The sequence below is a fragment of the Cryobacterium sp. TMS1-20-1 genome, from assembly GCF_004402355.1.
Classification (GTDB): domain Bacteria; phylum Actinomycetota; class Actinomycetes; order Actinomycetales; family Microbacteriaceae; genus Cryobacterium; species Cryobacterium levicorallinum.
In genome coordinates this window covers 35,426-59,129 of the sequence record NZ_SOGF01000010.1, presented here as the reverse complement: position 1 = coordinate 59,129, position 23,704 = coordinate 35,426, and the positions used below count along the sequence as shown (strand labels likewise).

General features: G+C 64.6%; 25 protein-coding genes, 1 tRNA gene and 1 pseudogene. 3 read left to right on the top strand and 24 right to left on the bottom strand.

Features of this window, described 5'->3' with window-relative positions; genetic code table 11:
* Positions 1–180 precede the first annotated feature (180 nt).
* A complete protein-coding gene (locus tag E3O45_RS01415) occupies positions 181–579 on the top strand; it encodes a hypothetical protein (protein WP_134441228.1) in 399 nt (132 codons plus the stop codon).
* Positions 580–599: 20 nt separating this feature from the next.
* On the opposite strand, the gene E3O45_RS01410 is transcribed toward E3O45_RS01415, so the two are convergent.
* From E3O45_RS01410 to E3O45_RS17370, 16 genes and pseudogenes are all read right to left on the bottom strand, one after another.
* A complete protein-coding gene (locus E3O45_RS01410; protein ID WP_134441227.1) occupies positions 600–941 on the bottom strand; it encodes a TIGR02611 family protein in 342 nt (113 codons plus the stop codon).
* A gap of 47 nt (positions 942–988) precedes the next feature.
* Positions 989–1,273 carry a YchJ family protein gene (locus E3O45_RS01405; RefSeq protein ID WP_370450283.1) on the bottom strand — a complete coding sequence of 95 codons (285 nt, stop codon included), beginning with the start codon at positions 1,271–1,273 and terminating at the stop codon, positions 989–991.
* Between the two features lie 42 nt (positions 1,274–1,315).
* A pseudogene (locus tag E3O45_RS18300) lies at positions 1,316–1,378 on the bottom strand (SEC-C metal-binding domain-containing protein); the annotation flags it as partial.
* A gap of 15 nt (positions 1,379–1,393) precedes the next feature.
* Complete coding sequence (locus tag E3O45_RS01400) at positions 1,394–1,738, bottom strand: Lsr2 family protein (RefSeq protein ID WP_104133120.1); 345 nt, start codon at positions 1,736–1,738, stop codon at positions 1,394–1,396.
* Between the two features lie 318 nt (positions 1,739–2,056).
* Positions 2,057–2,132: transfer RNA gene (locus E3O45_RS01395), tRNA-Ala, on the bottom strand.
* A 73-nt stretch (positions 2,133–2,205) separates the two neighbouring features.
* Complete coding sequence (rsfS, locus tag E3O45_RS01390; protein WP_134441225.1) at positions 2,206–2,619, bottom strand: ribosome silencing factor; 414 nt, start codon at positions 2,617–2,619, stop codon at positions 2,206–2,208.
* Between the two features lie 124 nt (positions 2,620–2,743).
* Complete coding sequence (locus E3O45_RS01385) at positions 2,744–3,712, bottom strand: hypothetical protein (protein WP_134441224.1); 969 nt, start codon at positions 3,710–3,712, stop codon at positions 2,744–2,746.
* A complete protein-coding gene (nadD, locus tag E3O45_RS01380) occupies positions 3,709–4,302 on the bottom strand; it encodes a nicotinate-nucleotide adenylyltransferase (protein WP_092450772.1) in 594 nt (197 codons plus the stop codon). The genes E3O45_RS01385 and nadD overlap by 4 nt, the downstream gene beginning before the upstream one ends.
* Before the next feature lie 15 nt (positions 4,303–4,317).
* Entirely contained in the window at positions 4,318–4,527 is a 210-nt protein-coding gene (locus tag E3O45_RS01375; RefSeq protein ID WP_134441223.1) for a hypothetical protein, read from the bottom strand.
* A 121-nt stretch (positions 4,528–4,648) separates the two neighbouring features.
* Positions 4,649–5,917 (bottom strand): glutamate-5-semialdehyde dehydrogenase, encoded by a 1,269-nt coding sequence (locus E3O45_RS01370; RefSeq protein ID WP_134441222.1) that lies wholly within the window; start codon positions 5,915–5,917, stop codon positions 4,649–4,651.
* A 47-nt stretch (positions 5,918–5,964) separates the two neighbouring features.
* On the bottom strand, positions 5,965–6,771 hold the full coding sequence (proB, locus tag E3O45_RS01365; protein WP_134441221.1) for a glutamate 5-kinase: 807 nt from the start codon (positions 6,769–6,771) through the stop codon (positions 5,965–5,967).
* Positions 6,772–6,920: 149 nt separating this feature from the next.
* Positions 6,921–7,727 carry a glutamate 5-kinase gene (gene proB / locus E3O45_RS01360; protein WP_134441220.1) on the bottom strand — a complete coding sequence of 269 codons (807 nt, stop codon included), beginning with the start codon at positions 7,725–7,727 and terminating at the stop codon, positions 6,921–6,923.
* Positions 7,724–9,388: a GTPase ObgE gene (gene obgE, locus E3O45_RS01355; RefSeq protein WP_134441219.1), complete on the bottom strand. Its 1,665-nt coding sequence runs from the start codon at positions 9,386–9,388 to the stop codon at positions 7,724–7,726. The genes proB (E3O45_RS01360) and obgE overlap by 4 nt, the downstream gene beginning before the upstream one ends.
* Positions 9,389–9,600: 212 nt before the next feature.
* On the bottom strand, positions 9,601–9,858 hold the full coding sequence (rpmA, locus tag E3O45_RS01350; protein WP_092450784.1) for a 50S ribosomal protein L27: 258 nt from the start codon (positions 9,856–9,858) through the stop codon (positions 9,601–9,603).
* 18 nt (positions 9,859–9,876) lie between these two features.
* Positions 9,877–10,185: a 50S ribosomal protein L21 gene (gene rplU / locus E3O45_RS01345; RefSeq protein ID WP_092450786.1), complete on the bottom strand. Its 309-nt coding sequence runs from the start codon at positions 10,183–10,185 to the stop codon at positions 9,877–9,879.
* A gap of 108 nt (positions 10,186–10,293) precedes the next feature.
* On the bottom strand, positions 10,294–10,437 hold the full coding sequence (locus tag E3O45_RS17370) for a hypothetical protein (RefSeq protein ID WP_158251689.1): 144 nt from the start codon (positions 10,435–10,437) through the stop codon (positions 10,294–10,296).
* Here E3O45_RS17370 and E3O45_RS01340 point away from each other — a divergent pair.
* Positions 10,436–10,708 carry a DUF4031 domain-containing protein gene (locus E3O45_RS01340; protein WP_134441218.1) on the top strand — a complete coding sequence of 91 codons (273 nt, stop codon included), beginning with the start codon at positions 10,436–10,438 and terminating at the stop codon, positions 10,706–10,708. The genes E3O45_RS17370 and E3O45_RS01340 overlap by 2 nt on opposite strands.
* Before the next feature lie 23 nt (positions 10,709–10,731).
* Here the strand turns inward: E3O45_RS01340 and E3O45_RS01335 are convergent, their stop codons facing one another.
* From E3O45_RS01335 to E3O45_RS01320, 4 genes are read right to left on the bottom strand one after another with little or no spacing between them, the layout of a single operon-like run.
* On the bottom strand, positions 10,732–12,213 hold the full coding sequence (locus E3O45_RS01335) for a hypothetical protein (RefSeq protein ID WP_134441217.1): 1,482 nt from the start codon (positions 12,211–12,213) through the stop codon (positions 10,732–10,734).
* A complete protein-coding gene (locus E3O45_RS01330; RefSeq protein ID WP_134441216.1) occupies positions 12,203–12,970 on the bottom strand; it encodes a TIGR03943 family protein in 768 nt (255 codons plus the stop codon). The genes E3O45_RS01335 and E3O45_RS01330 overlap by 11 nt, the downstream gene beginning before the upstream one ends.
* Complete coding sequence (locus E3O45_RS01325) at positions 12,960–14,027, bottom strand: permease (protein WP_092450794.1); 1,068 nt, start codon at positions 14,025–14,027, stop codon at positions 12,960–12,962. The genes E3O45_RS01330 and E3O45_RS01325 overlap by 11 nt, the downstream gene beginning before the upstream one ends.
* Positions 14,028–14,041: 14 nt before the next feature.
* Positions 14,042–16,969 (bottom strand): ribonuclease E/G, encoded by a 2,928-nt coding sequence (locus E3O45_RS01320; RefSeq protein ID WP_134441263.1) that lies wholly within the window; start codon positions 16,967–16,969, stop codon positions 14,042–14,044.
* Between the two features lie 318 nt (positions 16,970–17,287).
* On the opposite strand from E3O45_RS01320, the gene E3O45_RS01315 reads away from it, so the two are divergent.
* On the top strand, positions 17,288–17,887 hold the full coding sequence (locus E3O45_RS01315; protein WP_241985170.1) for a vitamin K epoxide reductase family protein: 600 nt from the start codon (positions 17,288–17,290) through the stop codon (positions 17,885–17,887).
* A gap of 54 nt (positions 17,888–17,941) precedes the next feature.
* On the opposite strand, the gene ndk is transcribed toward E3O45_RS01315, so the two are convergent.
* The 4 genes from ndk to ileS form a co-directional block, all read right to left on the bottom strand.
* The gene (gene ndk / locus E3O45_RS01310) at positions 17,942–18,364 is read right to left on the bottom strand and encodes a nucleoside-diphosphate kinase (protein WP_092450801.1); all 423 of its coding nucleotides are present in this window, start codon (positions 18,362–18,364) and stop codon (positions 17,942–17,944) included.
* Entirely contained in the window at positions 18,361–18,738 is a 378-nt protein-coding gene (locus E3O45_RS01305) for a DUF4233 domain-containing protein (RefSeq protein ID WP_158251688.1), read from the bottom strand. The genes ndk and E3O45_RS01305 overlap by 4 nt, the downstream gene beginning before the upstream one ends.
* Entirely contained in the window at positions 18,735–20,105 is a 1,371-nt protein-coding gene (locus E3O45_RS01300; protein WP_134441262.1) for a folylpolyglutamate synthase/dihydrofolate synthase family protein, read from the bottom strand. Before E3O45_RS01300 ends, E3O45_RS01305 begins: the two co-directional genes overlap by 4 nt.
* A gap of 85 nt (positions 20,106–20,190) precedes the next feature.
* Entirely contained in the window at positions 20,191–23,607 is a 3,417-nt protein-coding gene (gene ileS / locus E3O45_RS01295) for an isoleucine--tRNA ligase (RefSeq protein ID WP_241985174.1), read from the bottom strand.
* Positions 23,608–23,704: the final 97 nt, after the last annotated feature.

Sequence of the window (23,704 nt, the reverse complement as noted above, 5' to 3'; positions counted from 1 at the left end):
GTCCGCCGAATTTATGGGATCGTCGGCGACAGCCCGAATCCCATCGTGGATGTGGTGCGCCGAACCAACGGCACGGCCAACGGCTCGGCCAATTCATCGTCCGATCCATCGGATGATCTCGCTGAACACGCAAGAATGGAGTCAGGCGCCGTCGGCGGTGCCACAACGAATGGAGCCACCATGACGGAATCCCAGCTCATAACTTTCTGGGGCAAGGCACGCGCACACATTATCGTGTCCCAGGCCGCCCCGACGTTTCTGCTGACCGCTGTCGTCGGCTTTCTCGCACTCGGGCTGGCAACCGCTGACCCGGCCGTGCGCATCGCTGCGGCAGGCATCCTGCTCGCCTCGGGTATTTTTGGTGCCCTTGCACAGATAAGTGCCGCCAACGAGGGTCTCGCCGTCATCGCCGACCTGCGGGCCCTGGAAGCGCCCAGCGCGCTCACCCGGTGCATCATTGCCATGGCGCCGTGGGTGAATGTTGTGCGCTACGTCACCCCGGCAATTTTCGTCATCGTTTACGTCGCCATTCTGGCGTCACTGTTCTTCAGCGCTCCCGCCCTGCCCTTCGGCCGCTGAAGCAGCCGCCCTGGCGAGGGTTACGTCGAGCTCGCAACGCGGCGATCACGGCGTGCGCGCCACCAGGCCCAGGCCCGGGTAACGATCCGTTTGAGGAACGCACCCACCCGTCGAGCCGAGGCGAACTCCGTTCCAAGCACGGCGAGGCCCAGAAAAACGATGAGCCAGCCCGGCCCAGGCAGGGGGATCAGAATGACTCCCACCAGAATGACGAGGGTGCCCAGCAGGGCAACCGCCAGGCGATAGGCGAAGAGCAGATAAGCATGCCCCTCAACCCAGGCCCGTGCCCGACCCAACGCGCGACGCACCGGATGCCGGGGATCGGTGCCGGTGGCGATATCGCGGGAGAGGGCGTTAGACATGGCATTCAATGTATGACGAATGGCTGGGAAGACGCCGCCGGGAGTGGTCAGCCCGCCGATTCGCCGTCGAGGTAATACCAACGCCCCGTCACCTTCTGAAAGCGGCTAACTTCATGTTGCTGCCCGGAAATACCATCCTGGCGATAGTGAGCAGTGAATTCGACGACGCCGTCGCTATCGAGCATTCCCCCGCTCTCGGTCCGCAGAATGTCAAGGCGACGCCAGGTGAGGGACGGGTCTAATTCGAGCGAGCTGGGCTTAGTGAGCGGATGCCAGGTGTCCAGCAGATACTGCGCGTGACCGAGTGCAAAGGCGCTGTAACGCGACCGCATCAACCACTGGACGGTGGAAGGAACGGCCGCGCCGGCGTGAAACCGACCGCAGCAGGCGGAATAGGTGTCTCCGCTCAGGCAGGGACACCGCACATCCTCGTGCATAAAGTAGAACCTGTCTTAGTTGGCCTGTGCTCGTGAATAGGCCTCGCGAACGGTCGCCGCAATGCGCCCGCGGTCGGAAACCTGAATGCCATTGGCGGCAGCCCATGCCCGCACGGCCTGAAGCTCGGCACGATCCGACTTTGATCCGCTGGCGGCTCGCGCTTTCGCGGGAACATAGCCAACTCTGCGGGCAACGTCGGCGTAGGGCTTCAAGGCTGCACGAAACTCAGCGAGATTCTTTTCTGACAGATCGACCTCATAGGAGTCGCCCTCAAACGCGAAAGAAACGGATGCCCCCGAGCCATTCTCGATAACGGAACCGTCGAGGTCGTCTAACAATTGAACGGTGGTCTTCTTCATGCTGTATATCTCCAATTTATGAGGGATGCATTCGGGACGCATATATTGAATTCGTGCTTGTGGGATTAACCACTAAGAGATTATCGCTGCCCGAAACTTTTTCCGATACCCGCCACGCGGTATTTCTTCGGCAGCTTTGAACCGGGCAAGGATGCCACTCTTGCCCAGCCAGGTCGGGGACTCGACTAACTCTGGCACTCGCCCGCAGAAACTCACGAAAAAAAACTCGTCACGAAGATTGCAAGACTTTTTAGCCGGCTCCAAAAATACCGGGAGAGGGCACAAAAAAGCCCCGACACTGTCGGGGCTTTTTTATTCTGGTGGATCCGAGGGGATTCGAACCCCTGACCCCCTGCATGCCATGCAGGTGCGCTACCAGCTGCGCCACGGACCCAGATTGTCGTTTCGAATCTCTCCGAAACAACTTTGTTAGCTTACAACACAGAATGTGATCTGCGAAACTGAAGCTACTCCGCGACCTCTTCCGTGTCGCCTTCTGCGTCAACGTCGGCTGCCACTTTGGCCGGAATCCCGGTCGGAATCACCGGGCAGTCCTTCCACAGGCGCTCCAGAGCGTAGTACTGGCGCTCTTCCTCGTGGAAGACGTGCACGACCAGGTCGCCGAAGTCAACGAGGACCCAGCGTCCGGCAGCGCGTCCCTCACGGCGGAGCGGCTTGTGGCCGGCCTCGATCAGCTTGTCTTCGATTTCACCGGCGATGGCAACGACGTTACGTTCGGAGCGTCCGGTGACGATGAAGAAAATATCAGCCAGGGGAAGCGGATTGGACACGTCAAGTGCAACCAGATCTTCCCCACCCTTCGAATCGGCGGCGGCAACGGCAATTTTGAGCAGCTCGAGGGCGTGCGGCGACGTGGTCATAACTGAATCCTTGAGATTGTGCCGCGGGGCGTGAATGCGCACGCGGCGATGATGGGGGGAACGGAGGGAAACGAGTCACATCGACGCGTCGGAGAAAATTGTGGGATCGATCCGCGTAGCGGCACTAGAAAATGCCCAACAGGTAGCCAGTCACGAAGAGAGCGAGAACACTGACCGCGAGGATCGCCGTCGTGATGACCAGAACCATGGGAAGCGACGCTCGCTGCTTCTTTGGCGGCGTCAGCATGCCGCGAGTCGAGGCATGCGTACTCACTGCGCGACTGGCACTGACCGGTGCCGAGTCGCCGCCAAGCTGGTCAGCATCGAGCTGGTCCATCATGTGGTCCATCTCGGACGAATCAAACAGATTGGGATGCGCCCCGGTGGAGCCAAGACTGCGTGGCAGATCGAAAGATCCCGTGATTATGATCTCACCGGTGTTGGAGATCGGACTCACGCTGGGGCCCTGATGCGGAATCGACGGCAGAATGAGCGCATTCGTCGTCGTTGGGATGCCGCCGGCGCCGATTCCGCGATTGATCAGTTCATCCAGCGACTGTTCGGGTGCGTGCACCGGCGTTTGCTTGCCCGAATCAACGGACCAGTGACCGACGGGCGGAGTCCAACCGGCGGGCTCACTCCGCTCCGGCTCAATCTGCTCCGGTTCGATCTGCTCCGGTTCGATCAGCTCAGCCTCGATCAGCTCTGCCTCGGGAACCGCGGCCTCGCGCGCGACCGGCGCTGACACCGTCGGAACGGCATCCTCTTGCGCTGATTGATTCTGACGCGCCTGCAGGGCTCGCAGTTCGCGGCGGCTGAGGGCGTGCTCGACGGCGGGAACCGCAGACGGGGGTGTCGGGGTTTCCGCTGGTGCAGTGGATGCTGCCGACTCGGCCGGTTCGCTGGCCCGGTCGGGTGTGTGGTGGCGACTGGACCGCCGCGAGATTGGGGCACTCCCCGGGGCTGCCAGCGCAGCTGGGCGTAAGGCTGCGGGGGTCAGCGCGGGCACGTCAAGAACGGGAACGGGCTCCTGATGACGCGCAAGTTCACGCGCCTGACGTCGGCTGAGCGGCTGAGGCTCTCCCAACGTCATGCCACACTCCGATACAGATGATGCTTTGAGATGTACTGGACGACCCCATCGGGGACCAGATACCAGACCGGGAAACCCCGATTGACCCGTGCCCGGCAGTCAGTAGACGAAATGGACAGTGCCGGAACTTCCAATAAGCTTACGTCCTGGTTGGGTAAACCCGAAACGCTCAGCTCATGCCCCGGGCGACTCACAGCGACGAAATGGGCCAGCTGCCACAGCTCGCGCACGTCTTTCCACCCGAGAATCTGCGTGATGGCATCCGCTCCGGTGATGAAGAACAGTTCGGCGTCTGGTCGTTCCTCGTGCAGGTCCCGGAGCGTGTCGATCGTATAGGTCGGGCCGACCCGGTCGATATCGACGCGGCTGGTGGTGAATCGGGGATTCGACGCGGTGGCAATGACCGTCATCAGGTAGCGATGCTCCCCGCCGGTCACTCCGCTTTTTTGCCAAGGTTGCCCGGTGGGTACGAAGACGACCTCGTCCAGGTCGAAGCTCTGCGCCACTTCGCTCGCGGCGACGAGGTGTCCATGGTGGATGGGGTCGAAGGTACCGCCCATCACGCCGATGCGCGGACGACGAACTGTCACGTTACGATCAGGCTTCTAGTGGCCACCGGTGCTGGAGCCACGTCCCCCGTGCGCTGCCGCGTAGGCGTCGGCCTTGGCACTGTGACGGTTGGAGACATCGCGAAAGCTCCACAGCACGATGCCGAGGGCGAGGAACAACACGGCCGCGACCATCGGGTAGGCAATCAGGGGCAGCGGCAGGGCGATGTGCTCGACCTCGGTCAGCACAGCAGTCACAAAGGACATCGGTTCTCCATTCAAGCACAACGACCAGCACGCTGCTCGAGCTGTTCAAATCAAATTATGGGTGCGACGTTTCACGCCGCCGTCCCCATTCTAGCGGCAGCCAGCAGTGACCTGGCTAAAGCTACGAGCGCACCTGTCCGGTGCCGCGCACGATCCACTTGGTGCTGGTCAGCTCGGGCAACCCCATCGGGCCACGGGCATGCAGCTTCTGGGTGGAAATGCCCACCTCGGCGCCGAAACCGAACTCGCCGCCGTCGGTGAACCGAGTCGAGGTGTTGACCATGACCGAGGCCGAATCCACCTCGTTCAGGAACCGCTCCGCGTTCTGCAGGTCGTTGGTGATGATCGACTCGGTGTGCCCGGTCGAATAGCGACGGATGTGCGCAATCGCCTCGTCGAGAGAATCCACGATCGCAACCGAAAGGTCGAGGCTCATATATTCGGTGGCCCAGTCATCGTCGGTCGCCGGGACGGCGGACGGGTGGAGGGCGCGGGTGCGGGCATCCGCGTGAATCGTCACCCCGGAGGCTTCCAGCTTGGCCAGCACGTCGGGCAGAAGTCGTTCGGCGGCGCTGCGGTGCACGAGCAGGGTTTCGAGGGCGTTGCAGACGCTGGGCCGGTGCGTCTTGGAGTTGTGCACGATGTCGATCGCCCACTGCTTGGTGGCCGTTTCGTCGAGGAAGATGTGCACGACGCCGGCGCCGGTTTCAATGACGGGAACCTGGGACTCGGTCACGACGGTGCGAATGAGGTTGGCGCTGCCGCGCGGAATGAGCACATCGACGAAGCCGCGTGCCTTCATGAGTTCGGTCGCGCCGGCCCGGCCGAAGGGATCGATGGTCTGCACCGAGTCGGGGTTGAGCCCGGCGGCGGCGATGGCGGCCTGGACGAGATCGATGAGAACTCGGTTGCTGTTCTCGGCGGCGGACCCACCGCGCAGCACGACAGCGTTGCCGCTCTTAACGGCGAGGGCGGCAAGGTCGACGGTGACGTTGGGGCGGGCCTCATAGATGACGCCGATGACGCCGAACGGCACGCGCACCTGGCTGATCTTAATGCCGTTGGGCAGGCTGCTGCCCCGCACGACCTGGCCGACCGGGTCGGTCAATAGGGCGATCTGGTCGACGGAATCAGCGAGAGCCGTGATACGCGCCTCGTCGAGCTTGAGCCGGTCGAGCAGCCCGGCGGTCAGGCCGTTGGTCGCCCCAGCATCGAGGTCGATCTGGTTCGCCGTCACGATGGCCGCGACGTTCTCCCGCAAAGACTGGGCGATCAGCTTGAGCGCCTTGTTCTTCACCTCTGTCGGTGCCGAAGCGAGCGACAGGGAAGCGGTGCGAGCGGCCTCAAGGGTGGGCGTGACCTGGGCGACATCGTTCAGTGACTGCAACATGCCCTCCAGTTTACCGGAGGGCCTGCCGAGAGACTATTTAGACTTTCTCAGCGGATGCGCTGGGCCGACGGTGCCGGCGAGGGTTCAAACCAGGTTCCGACCGGTTCGCCGCGCAACGCTTCGGCCACGAGTCCGGTCGCGGTGACGAGCACGGCGGTTCCGGCCTGCGCGGCGATCCGGGCAGCCGTGATCTTGGTGCTCGCTCCCCCGGTGCCCACCCCGTTGACCTTGGTCGCGCCGAATTCCATGCCGATCAGCGGATCGCCGGAAGCGACGTGGCTGATGCGCTCGGCGCCGGGCAGGTGCGGCGGGCAGGTGTAGAGCGCGTCGACGTCGCTGAGCAGCACCAGCAGGTCGGCGTCGATCAGAATGGCTACGAGGGCGGCGAGTCGATCGTTGTCACCGAATCGAATTTCGTGGGTCGCCACCGTGTCGTTTTCGTTCACGATCGGCAGGATCCGCAACGCCATGAGGCGCTCCATCGCCCGCTGGGCATTGCCGCGGTGGGTGGCGTTATCGAGATCGCTCGCGGTGAGCAGCACCTGCCCGGCGACGATGTCGTAGCGGTCGAGGCTGTCCTGGTAGCGAAAGATCAACAAATTCTGACCAACGGATGCCGCGGCCTGCTGGGTCGCCAGGTCGGTGGGGCGCTCCTGCAGCTTCAGGTACGGCATGCCGATGGCGATCGCACCCGACGACACCAGGATGACCTCGGTGCCGCGGCCATGGGCTTCGGCGAGGGCATCAACGAGCGGTGCGATCTGCCCGGAATTCTCGCCGCTGATCGACGAGGAACCCACTTTGACGACGATGCGCGCCGCCGAACGAACAAGTTCCTGCGAGCGGGCCCTCACTCGGAAACCATGAATAGTGCACGTATCAACAGACTGCAACCGCACATGTAACTGGTCCTCCGGCGAGAATTACGGACGCAACGGAAGCGACCAGAGGCAGTTTAGCGCAGCCGGGTCGGGCTCCCGATCCGGCTCAGACCCGATCCGGCTCAGAGCAGGGCGCGACGCTCTTCGCTGGCCGTCGGCTCGAACCAGGTGCCGACGTGCTCGCCGCGCAGGGCTGCAGCGGCCAGTTCGGTCGAGGTGACCAGAACGGCGGTTCCGGCCGTGGTCGCGAGGCGGGCGGCGACGACCTTCGTGCTCGCTCCCCCGGTACCGACCCCGGTCGCTCCACTCGAGCTGAACTCGAAACCGTCGAGCGGGTCATCCGCTGCGATGAAATCGAGCTTCTCGGCGCCGGGCAGGTGCGGCGGCTTGGTGTAGAGCGCGTCAACGTCGCTGAGCATAATGAGCAGGTCCGCGTGGATGAGCGTGGCAACGAGTGCGGCGAGACGGTCGTTGCTTCCAAAGCGCAGGCCGTACACGGCGACGGTGTCGTTCTCGTTGACGACGGGCAGGATGCGCAGGTCGAGCAGACGCTCGAGCGCGCGCCGGGTATTGCTGCGGTGCGGCTCCTTGAGGGCGTCGCCCTCGGTCAGCAGCACCGTGCCGGCGGCGATGCCGTACCGGTCCAGGCTTTCCTGGTATCGAAAGATGAGCACGTTCTGACCGACGGCGGCAGCCGCCTGCTGGGTGGCGACGTCACTCGGACGTTCTTCCAGGTTCAGGAACGGCATGCCGGTGGCAACCGCGCCGGAGGAGATGAGCACGACCTCGGTGCCGCGACCGTAAGACTCGGCCAGAGCATCGACCAGTAGGGTGATCTGGTCGGAGTTGTCGCCGCTGATCGACGACGAGCCGACCTTCACGACGACCCGTTTCGCGCTCGCTACATTTTCTCTGGCTAAGCCACTCACTTCTGTACTTCTTCCGTTGTGTCGTTCTCGCTGTCGGCGTCGACGTTTGTTTCGTCGTCAGCCTCGACCTCGACCTCGACCTCAGTGTCGACCGGGGCGACGCTACCGTCCGCAGCCACCGTGACGTCGGCGAGGCGCACGTCCTCGTTGTATTCCTCTTCACCGGTCTGCCACATGCCGGCTTCGCGCTCACGAATGAGTTCGGCGCGGGCCGAGGACTTGGCATCCATCCTGCCGAAGTACTCCTCGCGGCGTTCGTTGCTGGTACGACGTTTGGGCTCGTCAAGGCGGGCGTCGGTTCCGCGGGGAGCCGTGATGAGTTCGGCGGTCGAAGTGAGCGTGGGCTCCCAGTCGAAGACGACACCATGGCCGGGGCCGATGATGACGGTCGATCCGGCGATGGCACCCGACTTGTACAGTTCGTTCTCGATACCGAGTTTGGCGAGTCGGTCGGCGAGGAAGCCGACGGCCTCGTCGTTGGTGAAGTCGGTCTGCTGGATCCAGCGTTCCGGCTTGGTGCCGAGGATGCGGTAGATATTGCCGAAGGTGCCACCCTCGACCTTGATGACGAAGCCACCCTCGTCGACGGCCTTGGGACGGATGATGATGCGCGGCTTCTTCGCTTCGGCTGCAGCTGCCTCGGCGCGGCCCTGTTCGACGACCTCGGCGAGGGCATAGTTGAGCTGCTTGAGGCCCTCGTGGGTGACGGTGGAGATCTCGAAGACGCGGTAGCCGCGGGCTTCGAGGTCGGCCTTGACGAAGGCGGCAAGTTCGCGGCCTTCCGGTACGTCGATCTTGTTCAGGGCGATGAGCTGGGAGCGCTGCAGCAGCGGCTTCTGGCCCTCAGGCACCGGGTAGGCGTCCAGTTCGCCGAGGATGACGTCGAGGTCGCTGATCGGGTCGCGGCCGGGCTCGAGGGTGGCACAGTCGAGCACGTGCAGCAGGGCGGTACAGCGCTCGACGTGGCGCAGGAACTCCAGGCCGAGGCCCTTGCCCTCGCTCGCGCCCTCGATCAGTCCGGGTACGTCGGCGATGGTATAGCGGGACTCGCCGGATTCGACGACGCCAAGGTTGGGGTGCAGCGTGGTGAACGGGTAGTCGGCAATCTTGGGCCGAGCCGCGCTCATGGCGGCGATGAGGCTGGATTTGCCGGCGGAGGGATATCCAACGAGCGCGACATCCGCTACCGTCTTGAGCTCGAGGTAAACGTCGCCTTCCCAGCCGAGCGTGCCGAGCAGGGCGAAGCCGGGGGCCTTGCGCTTGGTCGAAGCGAGGGCCGCGTTACCGAGCCCGCCCTGGCCGCCGGGCGCGACGACGAGGCGCAGCCCGGGTTCATTCATATCGAGCAGCTCGTTGCCCTCGATGTCTTTGACGACGGTACCGATGGGCACCATGAGCTCACGCAGGTCGCCGTTGTGCCCGTTGCGGTGGTCACCCATGCCGGGGCCGCCATTGTCGGAGCTGCGGTGCGGTGAGCGGTGGTAGCCGAGCAGGGTGGTCGTGCTCGGATCGGCCACGAGCACGAGGTCCCCGCCGCCGCCGCCGTTGCCGCCGTCTGGGCCGGCGAGGGGTTTGAACTTCTCGCGCTTGACCGAAACGCATCCGTTTCCTCCATTGCCCGCTCGTAAATGCAGCGTCACGTGGTCAACGAATGTGGCCATGGAGTGCCCCTTTCAGGTGGCGCAAGAAATGCTTCAAAACGAAGGTGCTATGAAACGTTGTGCGGTAAATCGGTGCTGCAGTAAATCGGTGCTGCGGTAAATCGATGCTGCGGTAAATCGGTGCTGTGTTTGAACAACACCGCGGTGAAACACGTCAGGGCGGACCGAAGCCCGCCCTGACGATGTGCTGAAAAGCACCGTACTGTGAAAACCTACTCGGCTGCCACCACGATGTTGATGACCTTGCGGCCACCCTTGGCACCGAACTGCACGGAGCCGGCTGCCAGGGCGAAGAGCGTGTCGTCGCCGCCACGGCCCACGTTGACGCCGGGGTGGAAGTGCGTGCCGCGCTGACGAACGATGATCTCGCCCGCTCCGACAACCTGACCACCGAAGCGCTTCACGCCGAGGCGCTGAGCGTTCGAGTCACGACCGTTGCGAGTGGAACTCGCACCTTTTTTATGTGCCATCTGTCTATCTCCTCAGGCCTAGGCGATGCCGGTAACCTGAACGCGAGTGAGCTCCTGACGGTGCCCCTGACGCTTCTTGTACCCGGTCTTGTTCTTGAACTTCTGGATGACGATCTTCGGACCGCGAAGGTTGTTCAAAACCTCGGCGGTGACCTTGATCTTGGCCAGCGACGCCCCGTCAGAGGTGATCTTGTCGCCGTCGACGAGAAGCACGGCGGCCAGCTCGACGTTGCCGTCCTTGTCAGCCTTGATTCGGTCCATCGTCACGATGGTACCGACCTCTACCTTCTCCTGCCGCCCTCCGGCGCGCACAACTGCGTAAACCACTTTACGTACCAATCTCTGGGGAGCCCAAGGCTCCGAATCTGAAAACTCACTAGTGTGAATTGACTGCTGTAATTGACTGCAGCGTACGAACCGGTTGGCTGCGCACACTCAGAAAACCTTGGCATTTGCGTTGATTTTGCCTAACGCACACCAAGGGTTGACTTTACCTGATTCGCTACCCGCGGTCAAACCAACGGCGCGGCGTGTCTGAACCACATCTGAAACACGGTGCGGCTCGTAGACTTCGATCATGGCAATACTTATCAACCAGCCTAGCTGGCCGGCGCACGGAACGGTGTGGGCACACCTCGTTAGCGACTTGAATCTTGACGAATTACACGCCTTCGCCGCTGTCGCCGGCCTTCCGCGGCGCGGATTCGACCTGGATCACTACGACGTGCCGGAAGCAAGCTACCACGAGCTGGTGGCCGCCGGCGCTCTCCCGGTCACCTTTCGCGAGATGATCGTGCGGTTGCGCGCCAGTGGCCTGCGGGTGACCGCTCGGGAGCGCCGCGGGCTGTAGCCGCGGCGTTGGCCACCCGGCAACTACTGCCAGGTGGCGTCGAAACCGAGCACGCTGCGGCGCAGCTCACCGGTCGCCACGTTCACAAACAGGGTCGTCGCATCCGTCGCCTGGGCATTCTCCGGGTAGCCGTCGGAGAGTTCGCTGTCTCGATTGGGCACCACCTGCACCGCCAGGTACTGGTCGTTGGGTGAGATCTCGAAGCCGACGATGGTTTCCAAAGCGGATGCCGGCGCGTAGACCGTGCGCGTCTCGCCCCCCGCAACGAGGGACAGGTACTGCCGCACCGCGCCGGTCGCCGGATCAAACTCGGCCACCCGCTGCACGTACCGGTCGGTCTCCGTATCCCCGTCTCCCCCGGCCAGAAACCTGAGCTCGGCCGTGTACCGCGTGGTGCCTGCCACGCTCTGCGGCACAATCGCCGACTCAGTGCCCTGCGAGAGATCGAGCACGTATTGGCCATCGCGGTCGGAGACGGCGATGCGCACCCCGTCGGGGGCAAAGGCGGTGAGGTTGGCAAATTGGCCGAGCGGTACCGGCGGGTCGAGCTCTGGTTCGTTCTCGAGCGGGTTACCGCCGGACTGGTCGATCGGGTTGATCAGCAGCATGGTCGAGTCGTATTGCTGTGCGACGATATCGGCGCGATTCGCCATGAATCCCCAGGTAGTGACGCTGAGTGGGTCGCCGTTCAGATCGGCTACCGGAGTGGACGCGTTGGTGCGCAGGTCGAGGATGAACAGCACATTGTCGTAGCGGGGGCCCGCGGCATCCGCTGCGCTGGTGAATCGAAAGCCGACCAGGGACTGGCCGGGAGCGGCCTGCAAGTCGTGCACGAGGCCAACTCCGGGTAGGTTGAGCACCTCGGCGGTGCCGTCGGCGTCGACCCGGTAGAGCGCGTTGGCCAGGTCGTCGTTGACCGTAACGACAGCCAGCTCCGTGCCCATCGGTACGAACTCCTGGATGTTCGCGGTGGCAAAGGCAACGCTTGTTTCAGTCGAACCGACCGTGGTGCGAAGGATCCGGTCGAGGGCCCGCGCGTCGGCACCGACCGAAGGGGCGGCCCGGCTGAGGTAATACAACGACGGTTCGGAGGTGCTGAACTCCGTACTGAAGGACGACTGGCGGTCAACGGCTGCCCCGGTGACACCCCGCACGGAGACGGCGTAGTCGGTGTTGTAGGCGAGCGGCTGGGGAAAGGAGATCACGACGGAGTTACCGCTCGTCGTCACCTGGAAGTCCGTGGCGGGCGCGATATCCACCTGGTCCGGCGTGACCTCGACGAGCTGACGATTGGTCGCTAGGACCAGGCGCTGGTTCGCGGCGGAAACCACAGCGGTCGTGTCGACGTCGACGGACGTGAGCCGGGGACCACTCATCAGGTTCACGGCGACTAGGGTGAAACAGGCCACGACCAGACCGCCAACGAGCAGCCAGAGTGCGCGACGAAACGGACGCAGTGCTGGCTGCTGCTGCTGCTGCTGCTGGGTAGTCTGCTCAATAGACATAGGGATCATTCGGCTGATCGACGGGAAGAATTTCGACCGGGGTAATCGCGAGCGGGTCGCTCGCCGCAGCGCTCGCGCTCACCTCGAACCGACCGGTGACCTGCACCCAGTCATCGACCTCGTACTCGGCCTGCCAGCCGGGCAGATAGACCGGGACGCCGATTGGCTGGGCGTCGACGGCGCAGCAGGTCACGACGAACCGGGCGACGTAGAACACGTTCTCCGGGTCGCCAGCATCGGGGGTCACAAACCCGGTGACCTGCGCGGTCTTATCGGAGTAAAAGGCTGGGTCGGAGGATTGCGCGAGCAGGGAGACCCATTCCCGTACGCTCAGCTTCTCGAAATCACCCGTGCCGATCAGTGCAGCCGCCTGCTCGGCATCCTCGTCGGTGCCGAGTCCGCCGGAGTTTACCTCGCGCTGGGTAGCGGTCGCGCTCGTCAGTGTGGTCGGCGGTACCACGACAATGGCGACACCCATGACGAGCAGCAGCACGACCCCCACACCGGTCAGGGTCGTTTCCACCCGGCCGGTACGTTCCACCGCGAAGTGGCGGCGGCGCGCGAAACCGGCGCTCACCAGCACGAGCCCGACGACCGCCATGGCGATCGTGAAGACGAAGTAGCGCGGGTGGATATACAGCCCGAGCTGACCGCTCAGGCCGAGCCACAGGGTCGCCACGACGACGACGAGGCTGAGCAAAACACCCTGCCAGCGCTCAGCCCAATAGCGGAGTGCCGAACCGTTCCTACGCAACATAGTTCACCAGCAATCCGAGCGCCGCGCTCATCAGCCCCACCACCACTGTGATGTGCAGGAGCGTGCGACTCGTGAAAGTCGTGCGCATAAGGGCGAGCATCTTGACGTCGATCAGGGCACCGAACACGAGGAACGCCACGATACCGCCGGGAAGAAAAGTGCTACCAAAGGACAGTACGAAGAAGGCATCGACGTTGGAACAGACCGCCACGATGAAGGCCAGGGCCATCATGGCCAGCACGGACCAGACCGGGTTGCTGCCGAGGGCCAGCAGCACCGAGCGCGGCACGAACACCTGGGTGAGGGCGGCCACTGCCGATCCGATAAACAGGGCCGGCATGATGACCGAAGTCTCGCGAATGAAGATCTCGGTGGTGCGGCTGAACCGGCTCTCACGGCCGTGCTCATGATCGTGGCCTGCACCGCCGTGGCCGCTGGTCGAACCGACCGCGCAGGCGGCAGCGAACCTCGTCGTCAGCAGGCTTTGGGGGTCTGGGTGCTTGCTGAACAGCCAGCCGACGACGTTAGCGATCAAAAACCCGCCGAGCAGCCGGGCGACCAGGATGTGGCCGTCCCAGCCGAAGGCCTGGTGCGTGGTGATGATGGTGATCGGATTCAAAATGGGCGCGGCGAGCAGAAATGTGATCGATTCGGAGACAGTGAAGCCTCCCACCATGAATCCGCGCGCGAGCGGAACGTTGCCGCACTCGCAGACCGGAAAGAACATGCCGAGGAGAGAAATGGATGCCCGCCGCAAAATCGGATTGCGCGGCAGGTGCCGGGCCAGCACGCCGTGCGGCAGCCAGACCTGCACGACCGCGGACAGCAGAATGCCCAGAAAAACGAAGGGCACCGACTCGATGATGACGCTGATGGCGAGGGTGAGGGTGTCCTGTACCCGGTCGGGCAGCTGCCAGTCGGTGAGCTGCTCGTCGACGAAGGCCGGCGACAGGGCCCGCACGACGAAAACGGCGAGCACCACCAACACCCCCGCGGTGAGGCCGAGAGGCCATCGCCGCAGGAGCGGAAGCCGCCCGCCGATTACGTCGTCGCCCAACTCGCTGCTCGCGCCTACTCGCCGTGCGGCGGCTGGCTGGTGGCAGAGGCGGCGGACGCGACCGGAACCGTTCCGGTCGCGGTCAAAATGGCCTGGCCGGCGGCACCACCAGCGGTTGTGACGCGACGGCTGCGCGCGCGTCCCTGACCGGGCAGTTTCGGTTCTGGCAGGGAATCGAGCACGGAGTCCAACAGCTGGTCGGTGACCTGCTTGCTGGGGCGCCGCGTATTGCGGGTGGACTTCTTAACCGGGATGTCAAGAATTTCGACGGATTCCGACTGCTCGGGCGCGGGTGTCTGCACGGCCGGCGCACCGGCTGCCAGGGTGCTGCGACCGCCGCGGGTGCGGGGTGCTGCTTCCGTGGCGACCGACTCGACTGCCTGCTCGACTGTTGCCGCGGGTGCTGTCTCAGCGGCCGGGGCAGCGGATGCCGCTGGCTCGGTCGGCACGGTGTTCGCCGGTGCAGTGCTGACCTGAGCGGTGCTGGCCTGAGCGGTGCTGGCCTGCTCCGCCTGGCGGGCGCGGGCCTGTTCGGATCGCGACTGCTGGCCGCGCCCACCCTGGCCGCGCGAGCGCGACTGGCGACCACGCGAACGCTCGGTGCCCGTCGTCGGGTCGGCCGATTCTGTGCTGACTGGCACGGCTGTCGACTGAACCGCTGCTTCCGGTTGGACACCGGCCTGCTCGGTACCGGCCTGCGCGGTACCAGCCTGCGCGGTACCGGCCTGCGCGGTACCAGCCTGCGAGACCGCAGGTGCCGCAGCATCCGGTGCGGTCACGATGGCGATGGAACCGGTGCGGGTGATGGTGCGGGCGGCGATCAATGCGAGGGCATGCTTGGCGTCTTCGGTTATGCCGTGCGTGCCCACCCCGCTCTTGGGAGCGTCGGACGACGAGTTGGAACCCGCGTGCTGGTCGCGGTTGGAGCCGTCACGCTGGCCCGAGTTGTGCGCGCTGTCACCGTTGCTCGTGCCCCCGTTGCTTCCACTCTTGGTGCGCGGGCGTCGTTCCTGCGGCGGCTGCGCCGTCTGGCGGTGCTTGATGACCGGGTCGTGGTGCACGATGATGCCGCGGCCAGCGCAGGCCTCGCAATTCTCGCTGAACGACTCCAGCAGCCCGAGGCCCAGCTTCTTGCGGGTCATCTGCACGAGTCCGAGCGAGGTGACCTCGGCCACCTGGTGCTTGGTGCGATCCCGGCTGAGGCATTCGATCAGGCGACGCGACACGAGGTCGCGGTTGCTTTCGAGCACCATGTCGATGAAGTCGACGACGATGATGCCGCCAATGTCGCGCAGGCGCAGCTGGCGCACAATCTCTTCGGCCGCTTCAAGGTTGTTCTTGGTGACGGTCTCTTCGAGGTTGCCGCCGCTGCCGACGAACTTGCCGGTGTTGACGTCAACGACGGTCATGGCCTCGGTGCGGTCGATCACGAGGGATCCACCGGACGGGAGCCAGACCTTGCGGTCGAGGGCCTTTTCGATCTGCTCCGAGATGCGGTACTCGTCGAAGGCGTCGACCTCGCCCTCGTGGGTTTCCACGCGCTCGAGCAGGTCGGGGGCGACCTGACTGAGGTAGTTCTCAATCGTCGAGCGCACGTCGGGGCCGGCCACGACCATCCGCTGGAAATCTTCGTTGAAGACGTCACGCACGATCTTGACCAACAGGTCGGGCTCGCTGTGCAGCTCGGCGGGCGCCTGCGCCGACTCGACCTGCTCGGCGATGTTCGCCCACTGCAGGCGCAGCCGGTTGACGTCGACGGTGAGCTGCTCGTCGGTGGCGCCCTCGGCGGCGGTGCGCACGATGACGCCGACGTTGTCGGGCAGAACCTCCTTGAGGATCTTCTTCAGGCGGGCCCGCTCGGTGTCGGGAAGCTTACGGCTGATGCCGTTCATCGACCCGTTGGGCACGTAGACCAGGTAGCGGCCGGGTAGCGAAACCTGGCTGGTGAGGCGGGCACCCTTGTGGCCGATCGGGTCTTTGGTGACCTGCACGAGCACCTTGTCGCCGGGCTTGAGCGCGAGCTCGATGCGGCGGGCCTGGTTGCTGGTGCCGGAGTTCTCGGCGGCGGCGTCCCAGTCGACTTCACCGGAGTAGAGCACGGCGTTGCGGCCGCGTCCGATGTCGACGAAGGCGGCTTCCATGCTCGGGAGCACGTTCTGCACCCGGCCGAGGTAAACGTTGCCGATGAGCGAGGCGTCCTGGTTCTTGGCGACGTAGTGCTCGACCAGCACGCCGTCCTCGAGCACGCCAATCTGGATCTTGTTGTGCTTGGCGCGCACGACCATGAGGCGGTCGACGGACTCACGACGGGCGAGGAACTCGGCCTCCGTGATCACCGGGCGACGGCGTCCAGCATCGCGGCCGTCGCGACGACGCTGCTTCTTCGCTTCGAGCCGGGTCGAGCCCTTGATGCGCTGGGGTTCGGTGATGAGTTCGGGTTCGCGCGGGGCGCGCACCTTGACCACGGTGTTGGCGGGGTCGTCGGTACCCGAACGGTTCTCGTCGCCGGTGCGACGACGGGCCCGACGACGAACCGTCGTGGACTCTTCTTCCTCGTCGTCATCCAGCTCGTGCAGTCCCTGCTGCGATTGCTGCTGCGACGAGCGGATGCCGGTGCGCGCCGGCAACGGCAGAATCTCCGGCGCCTGAAACAACAGGGAGTACGACGGGCGAACCGGGGCCTGGGCCTGGCCGTCCTTCTGGTCGTCCGTCGTCTTGGCGCGCTCTGGCGTGGAGTCGGTCATCTGCTGCGCTCCGGTGACGTTGTTGTACTCGGCGATGGTCACCTTGTTAATCGGAGGCTCCGGCGGCATTGCGGGCGCTTCGATGGCGGGCGCTTCGACTGCTGGCGCAACGGTCGGCACAGTGACCGGCGTCTTCCGGGTTGATTTGCGAGTGCCGAACAGGCTCTTGCGTTTTTTGTTTTCGTTGTCTTCCACCATCACTGGTGCGCTCCTTGACCGCTGTGAATGACCGCGCCATCCACCGGTTACTCTCTCGTGCGAGGTCTCCACCTGCGTGAAATCCCCGCGAATCTTTTACTGCTGCACCCGGCTTTGACCCCCGGTGTAACTTCGGGGACCTGTGCTCTGGCTGCTAAAACTGCGGGTCGTGGGACCCTTCTACTGGGCGACTATTGCCCATTAAGCTCTGTACTCGTTAAGCACTGTGGCGTCTGCTTGAGCGCGGCTCAACGACTACCAACGATTATCGCATGCAATCGCACTAAGCCACGCCGTGCGGGTGGCATAATCACAAGAGTGCCGCAGACAGAGCGTTATCACCGTCCAACCGGGCTGGCCTTTTTCCTGATCATCGCGGGAATCATCGCGTTTGCCGCCGCCTTCGCCCTCACGCTGGACAAGATCCACCTGCTGGAGGATCCCACTGCGCAGCTCAGCTGCAGCTTCAGTGTGTTGATCGGCTGCGCGACGAATCTGTCCTCGCCACAGGGCGCCGTTTTCAGTTTTCCGAACCCGCTGATCGGGCTCGCCGCCTGGAGCGTCGTGATCACGATCGGCATGGCCATTCTGGCCGGCGCCCGGTTTGCGCGCTGGTTCTGGGTCGGCTTCAACGTCGGCGTGCTCGGTGCGATGATCTTTGTGATCTGGCTGATCGGGCAGAGCATCTTCGTACTCGACGTGCTCTGCCCGTGGTGCATGGCCACCTGGGCGGTGACCATTCCGGTCTTTTTAGCCGTGACGCTGTACAACTTCAAGGTCGGCAATCTGCCGGGTGGGGCATCCGTTCGCCGCGCGGCTGCTGGGGCTTATTCGTGGATGTTCGTCATCACGATCGTCTGCTACATCGTGTTCTTCATCGTGGCCCAGGTCAATATGGACGTGCTGAACCGCCTGTAACGATAACCAGAAAAGGCCCCCGTCTCCTCGAGACGGGGGCCTTTTAGATGGCGCCTAGTCGAACCAGAGCGCGAGTTCACGCGCGGCGGATTCGGGCGAATCGGAGCCGTGCACGAGGTTCTGCTGCACCTTGGAACCCCAGTCGCGGCCAAGGTCACCACGGATCGTGCCCGGAGCGGCGGTCGTGGGGTCTGTGGTTCCGGCCAGGGCGCGAAAGCCTTCGATGACCCGATTGCCGGCAACGCGGAACGCGACGATGGGGCCACTCTCCATGAATTCGACGAGGGGCTCGTAGAAGGGCTTGCCCGCGTGCTCGGCGTAGTGCGCGGCGAGCAGTGAGCGGTCGGGTTCGACGAGCTTCACGTCGACCAGGGAATACCCCTTGGCCTCGATGCGGCGCAAAATTTCGCCGGTCAGGTTGCGGGCAACGCCGTCCGGCTTGACCAAAACGAGGGTTTCTTCAATCGGGGTGTTCATTCAATCTCCTTGTGTTGATCTGGATGCGTGTGATCTATTCGGGAGCCGGTGACCATGCAGTAGGTCCACATGGCGGCAAACAGGGCGCCGACAAAAAACATGGCCGGGGTGACGAACCCGGTGGCGATAATGATCGCCTGCAGCGCCCAGCCGATCGGGTACGACCAGCGGTAGCGCAGCAGTGGGATCAGGGCGACCATGGCCGCACAGAGCAGCACGCCGCCGATGATCACGCCGAGCGGTGCGACCGGTCCGGGCTCGGTCGCCACGGACACCAGCCCCAGGGTGACGACGCCGCCCAGAAAGACGACGATGGTCTCGAAACCGAGCAGAATCGTCGCGAGCGACCGCTTGACCGAGCGCGGACCGCTCACTTCTCCATCCACTCACCGGCGGCGGCGAGGGTGATCGCGTCGCCGACGAGCACGATCGACCCGGTGACGAGCACAGCACGCTTGGGTGCCTCGGCGGCCCATTCACGGGCGCTCTCCAGGGCACCGGCCAGGTCATCGAAGCGGAAGGTGATCTGGTCGCTGGTCCACTCGGCAATGTTGTCGGCGAGGTCGTCCATGCGCACGGCCCGCTCCGAGTGCGGCTCGGTCACGTAGAAGCGGTCGACCTGCGGCGCGAGCGCAGCGATGATTCCCTGCGCGTCTTTCTCGGCCAGAATTCCCACGACCACGGCGATCTCGTCGAAGTCGAAGTACGCCTCGAGGGCTGCGGCGAGGGCTGCGGCACCGTGCGGGTTGTGCGCGGCGTCCACGAGTACGGTCGGTTCGATACCGACAAGCTGCAAGCGGCCGGGAGACGTCGCCGTCGCGAGGCCCTCGGCGAGGAGATCGCTGGCGAGGGCCTGGCTGCCGGCGCCGAGAAACGATTCGACGGCGGCAATGGCCACGGTGGCATTCTGCGCCTGGTGGGTGCCGTAGAGCGGCAGGAACAGTTCGCTGTAGGTGCCGGCCAGGCCGCGCACCGAGATGACCTGCCCGCCGACGGCGACGGTGCTCGAGAGCAGTTCGAAGCCCTCATTCTCTAGGGCCAGCGTCGACTCAGTCAGTTGCGCTGCGCGATTAAGTTCGGCCCGCACGTCGGCGCTCTGCGCCGCGGAGACCACGGATGCCGCCGGCTTGATGATTCCGCTCTTGGTGCGGGCAATCTCGGCGACGGTATTGCCCAGGCGCAGCGTGTGATCGAGGGCGATCGGGGTGAAGACGGCGACCTGGCCGTCGGCGACGTTGGTGGAATCCCACTCGCCGCCCATGCCGACCTCGATCACGGCGACATCCACCGGCGCGTCAGCGAAGCAGGCGAACGCCAGCACGGTGAGCGCCTCGAAGAAGGTCAGCGGCGCTTCGCCGGCGGCTTCAAGCTCGCCGTCGACCAGCTTTAGGTAGGGCTGGATGTCGGTCCAGTTCGCGGCGAGGATCTGGTCGCTGATCGGTTCGCCATCGATGACGATGCGCTCGTTCAGCCGGACCAGGTGCGGACTGGTCAGCAGGCCGGTGCGCAGACCGTAGGCGCGCACGATGCTCTCGACCATACGACTCGTGCTGGTCTTGCCGTTAGTGCCGGCGATGTGAATGATCGGATACGACGTCTGCGGGTCGCCGAGGAATTCCAGCGCCCGACGTGTCGGTGCGAGACGCGGCTGCGGCTGGGCCTCGCCCACCCGCTGCAGCAGGTCGGCGAAGACGGCGTCACCGGCTTCACGAAAAGAATCGAGCGGAGCCGGCTGGTTCATCGGCTCCTCATCGTCACCGCGACCGGTGATGTTCTTCCAGCCGGCAGTATCGTCGTCGGGCGTGCCCTCAGCAGGGGCGTTGGTGTCAGACAAGGATGGCTCCATTCACGCGTGCGACGGCAACAATGACGGCGCCCAAATTGACATAGTGGTCGGCTTCAAAGCGCACGTAGTGTTCGACCGGCGCGCCGACACGCGCTTCGAGCCACTCGGACGGCAGATCAGCGGAAAATTCGCCCTGCGACGGCCGATGGGTGCTGAACGTCGTGGCGAGGGTTTCGTCCGCGACGTTCACCCCGAGGGCAAGGTCGAAGGAGTCGGCATCCGCTTCATTCTGAAACAGCAGATCGAGACGGATGCGGTCGCTCACCTGAAAACCGGCCGATTTGCGGGTGTCCTGCACGGCGCGAATGAGGTCGCGGGCAAAGCCCTCGGCCTCGAGTTCGGGCGTGGTGCTGGTGGCGAGCAGGGCGAACCCGCCGCCGGGCAATAACGCCAGCGCGGTGCTGCCGTCACCCGCCTCGTTGTTCGCTTCGAGGGTCAGTTCGAATTCGCTCGGCTCGAGGGCGATGCCGCCGGCCGTCACGATGCCGTCGGTCTCACTCCAGTCGCCGGCGCGAGCGGCCTTGATCACCTGCTGCACCTGCTTGCCGAGGCGGGGACCGGCGGCGCGGGCGTTGACGACGAGTTTGCTGGTGACGCCGTACGCGACCGCGCTGTCATCTTCGAGCTCGATCAGGGTGACCGTTTTCACGTTGAGTTCGTCGCGGAGGATGCCGACGAACGCAGCGAGAGCGGACGTGTTGCCGGTGACGACGGTGAGGTTGGTCAGCGGCAGGCGCACGCGCAGGCCGGCCTGTTTGCGCAGCGACAGCACGGTGCTGCTGATCAGGCGCACCTGGTCCATCGCGGTGACGAGTTCTTCGTCGGCCGGGAACAGGGCGGCATCGGGCCAGTCTTCGAGGTGCACGCTGCGGCCGCCGGTCAGGCCCTGCCAGATGCGTTCGGTGACGAGCGGCAGCAGCGGAGCCGTGACCCGGCAGACGGTTTCCAGCACGGTGTAGAGCGTGTCGAAGGCTTCGTGCGAGGTGGCACCGGCAGCCGCGCCGCCCCAGAACCGGTCGCGGGACCGGCGTACGTACCAGTTGGTGAGCACGTCGGCGAAGTCCCGCAGGCGGGCGGCGGCGACCGTGCTGTCGAGGGCTTCGAGGTCGCTCGTGACGCCGACGATGAGGTCGCGGGTCTTGGCGAGCAGGTAGCGGTCGAGCACGTCGGTCGAGTCGGTACGCCAGGTGGCGTCGTAGCCGGCGGCACCGGCGGTGTCAGTGGACGCAGACGCGTTGGCGTAGAGGGAGAAGAAGTACCAGGTGCTCCACAGCGGCAGCATGACCTGGCGGGCACCCTCACGAATTCCCTCCTCGGTGACGACGAGGTTGCCGCCGCGCAGCACCGGCGAGCTCATCAGGAACCAGCGCATGGCGTCGGCGCCATCGCGGTCGAAGACCTCGTTGACGTCGGGGTAGTTGCGCAGCGACTTGCTCATCTTCTGGCCATCGTTGCCGAGCACGATGCCGTGACTGACCACGTTCTTGAACGCCGGCCGGTCGAACAGGGCGGTGGAGAGCACGTGCAGCAGGTAGAACCAGCCGCGGGTCTGCCCGATGTATTCCACGATGAAGTCGGCCGGGTTGTGCGCTTCAAACCATTCCCGGTTCTCGAACGGGTAGTGCACCTGGGCGAACGGCATGGAGCCCGAGTCGAACCAGACGTCGAGCACGTCCGTAATGCGGCGCATGGTGGACTGGCCGGTGGGGTCGTCGGGGTTCGGTCGGGTGAGTTCGTCGATGTACGGGCGGTGCAGGTCGGTCGGGCGCACCCCGAAATCGGCTTCCAACTCGTCGAGCGAGCCGTAGACATCCGTTCGGGGGTAATCGGGGTTGTCGCTTTTCCAGACCGGAATCGGGGAGCCCCAGTAGCGGTTGCGGCTGATCGACCAGTCGCGGGCGTTGCCGATCCACTTGCCGAACTGGCCGTCTTTGACGTTCTCCGGAACCCAGTTCACCTCCTGGTTGAGCTCGACCATGCGCGGGCGAAAGTCGGTGACGCGCACGAACCAGCTCGACACGGCCTTATAGATGAGCGGGTTGCGGCAGCGCCAGCAGTGCGGGTAAGAGTGCTCGTAGCTGGCCTGGCGCAACAGCCGGCCGTTGGCCTTGAGCAGCGCGGTGAGCGGCTTGTTGGCGTCGCTCCAGAGCTGGCCGGCCACCTCGGAAATGTCGCTGAGAAACTTTCCCCCGTCGTCGAGGGAGAGGATGACGGGGATTCCGGCGGCCTCGCAGACCTTCTGGTCCTCCTCGCCGTAGGCGGGAGCCTGATGCACGATGCCGGTACCGTCGCTCGTGGTGACGTAGTCGGCGACGACGAAACGCCAGGCCTGCTCGGTGCCCCAGACTGCGGTGTCGGCGTAGTAGTCGAACAGGCGGTCGTAGCCGACACCGGCGAGCTCGGTGCCGGTAACAGTGCGCGAAACAGATGCGACGGCGTCCGCCGCCGACTCATAGCCCAGGTCCTTGGCGTAGTTCCCGACCAGGTCGATGGCGATCAGGTATTCGGCGCCGAGCACCTCTGCCGTGGCATCGGCGGCCTCCCGCAGCACCTCGGCGTCCGGCGTGCCGTTCGGGCCGGCCGGAACGACGGCATAGGTGATGTCGGGGCCGACGGCGAGGGCCATGTTGGACGGCAGGGTCCACGGGGTGGTAGTCCAGGCCAGGGCACGCACCGCGGTCAGGCCGAGGGCTTCGGCCTTCGTGCCGATCAGCGGGAAGGTGACCGTGACGGTCTGGTCCTGGCGCATCTTGTAGACGTCGTCGTCCATACGCAGCTCGTGGTTGGAGAGCGGGGTCTGGTCGCGCCAGCAATAGGGCAGCACCCGGTAACCCTCGTAGGCGAGGCCCTTGGTGTGCAGCTGCTTGAACGCCCAGATCACCGACTCCATGAAGGTGATGTCGAGGGTCTTGTAGTCGTTCTCGAAGTCGACCCAGCGGGCCTGCCGGGTGACGTACTCTTCCCACTCCTTGGTGTATTCGAGCACCGACTCGCGGGCGACGGCGTTGAAGGCAGCGAGGCCCATCTCTTCGATCTGGCTCTTGTCGGTAATGCCGAGCTTGCGTTCAGCCTCGAGCTCAGCCGGCAGGCCGTGAGTGTCCCAGCCGAAGCGGCGGTGCACCTGCTTGCCGCGCATGGTCTGAAACCGGGGAAACAGGTCTTTGGCGTATCCGGTGAGCAGGTGCCCGTAGTGCGGCAGGCCGTTGGCGAACGGCGGGCCGTCATAAAAGGTCCACTCTTCGGCGCCGGCGCGTGCGTCGATCGAGGCCTGGAAGGTGTCGTCGTTCTTCCAGAATTCCAGCACCTCGCTCTCGAGCGCGGGAAAGTTCGGTGACGGAACGATGGCCTCGGCGGGTGTGCCGTGGGGGGTCGTGTTGCGGCTCTTGGGGTACAAAATGCTTCTCCTACCGGGACGGGTCACTGGGGCCCTGCTCCACGAGGACGAACGATTCTGTAGAAATCGCCGCGGTACCACCTCGCTTGCCGCCCAAAAC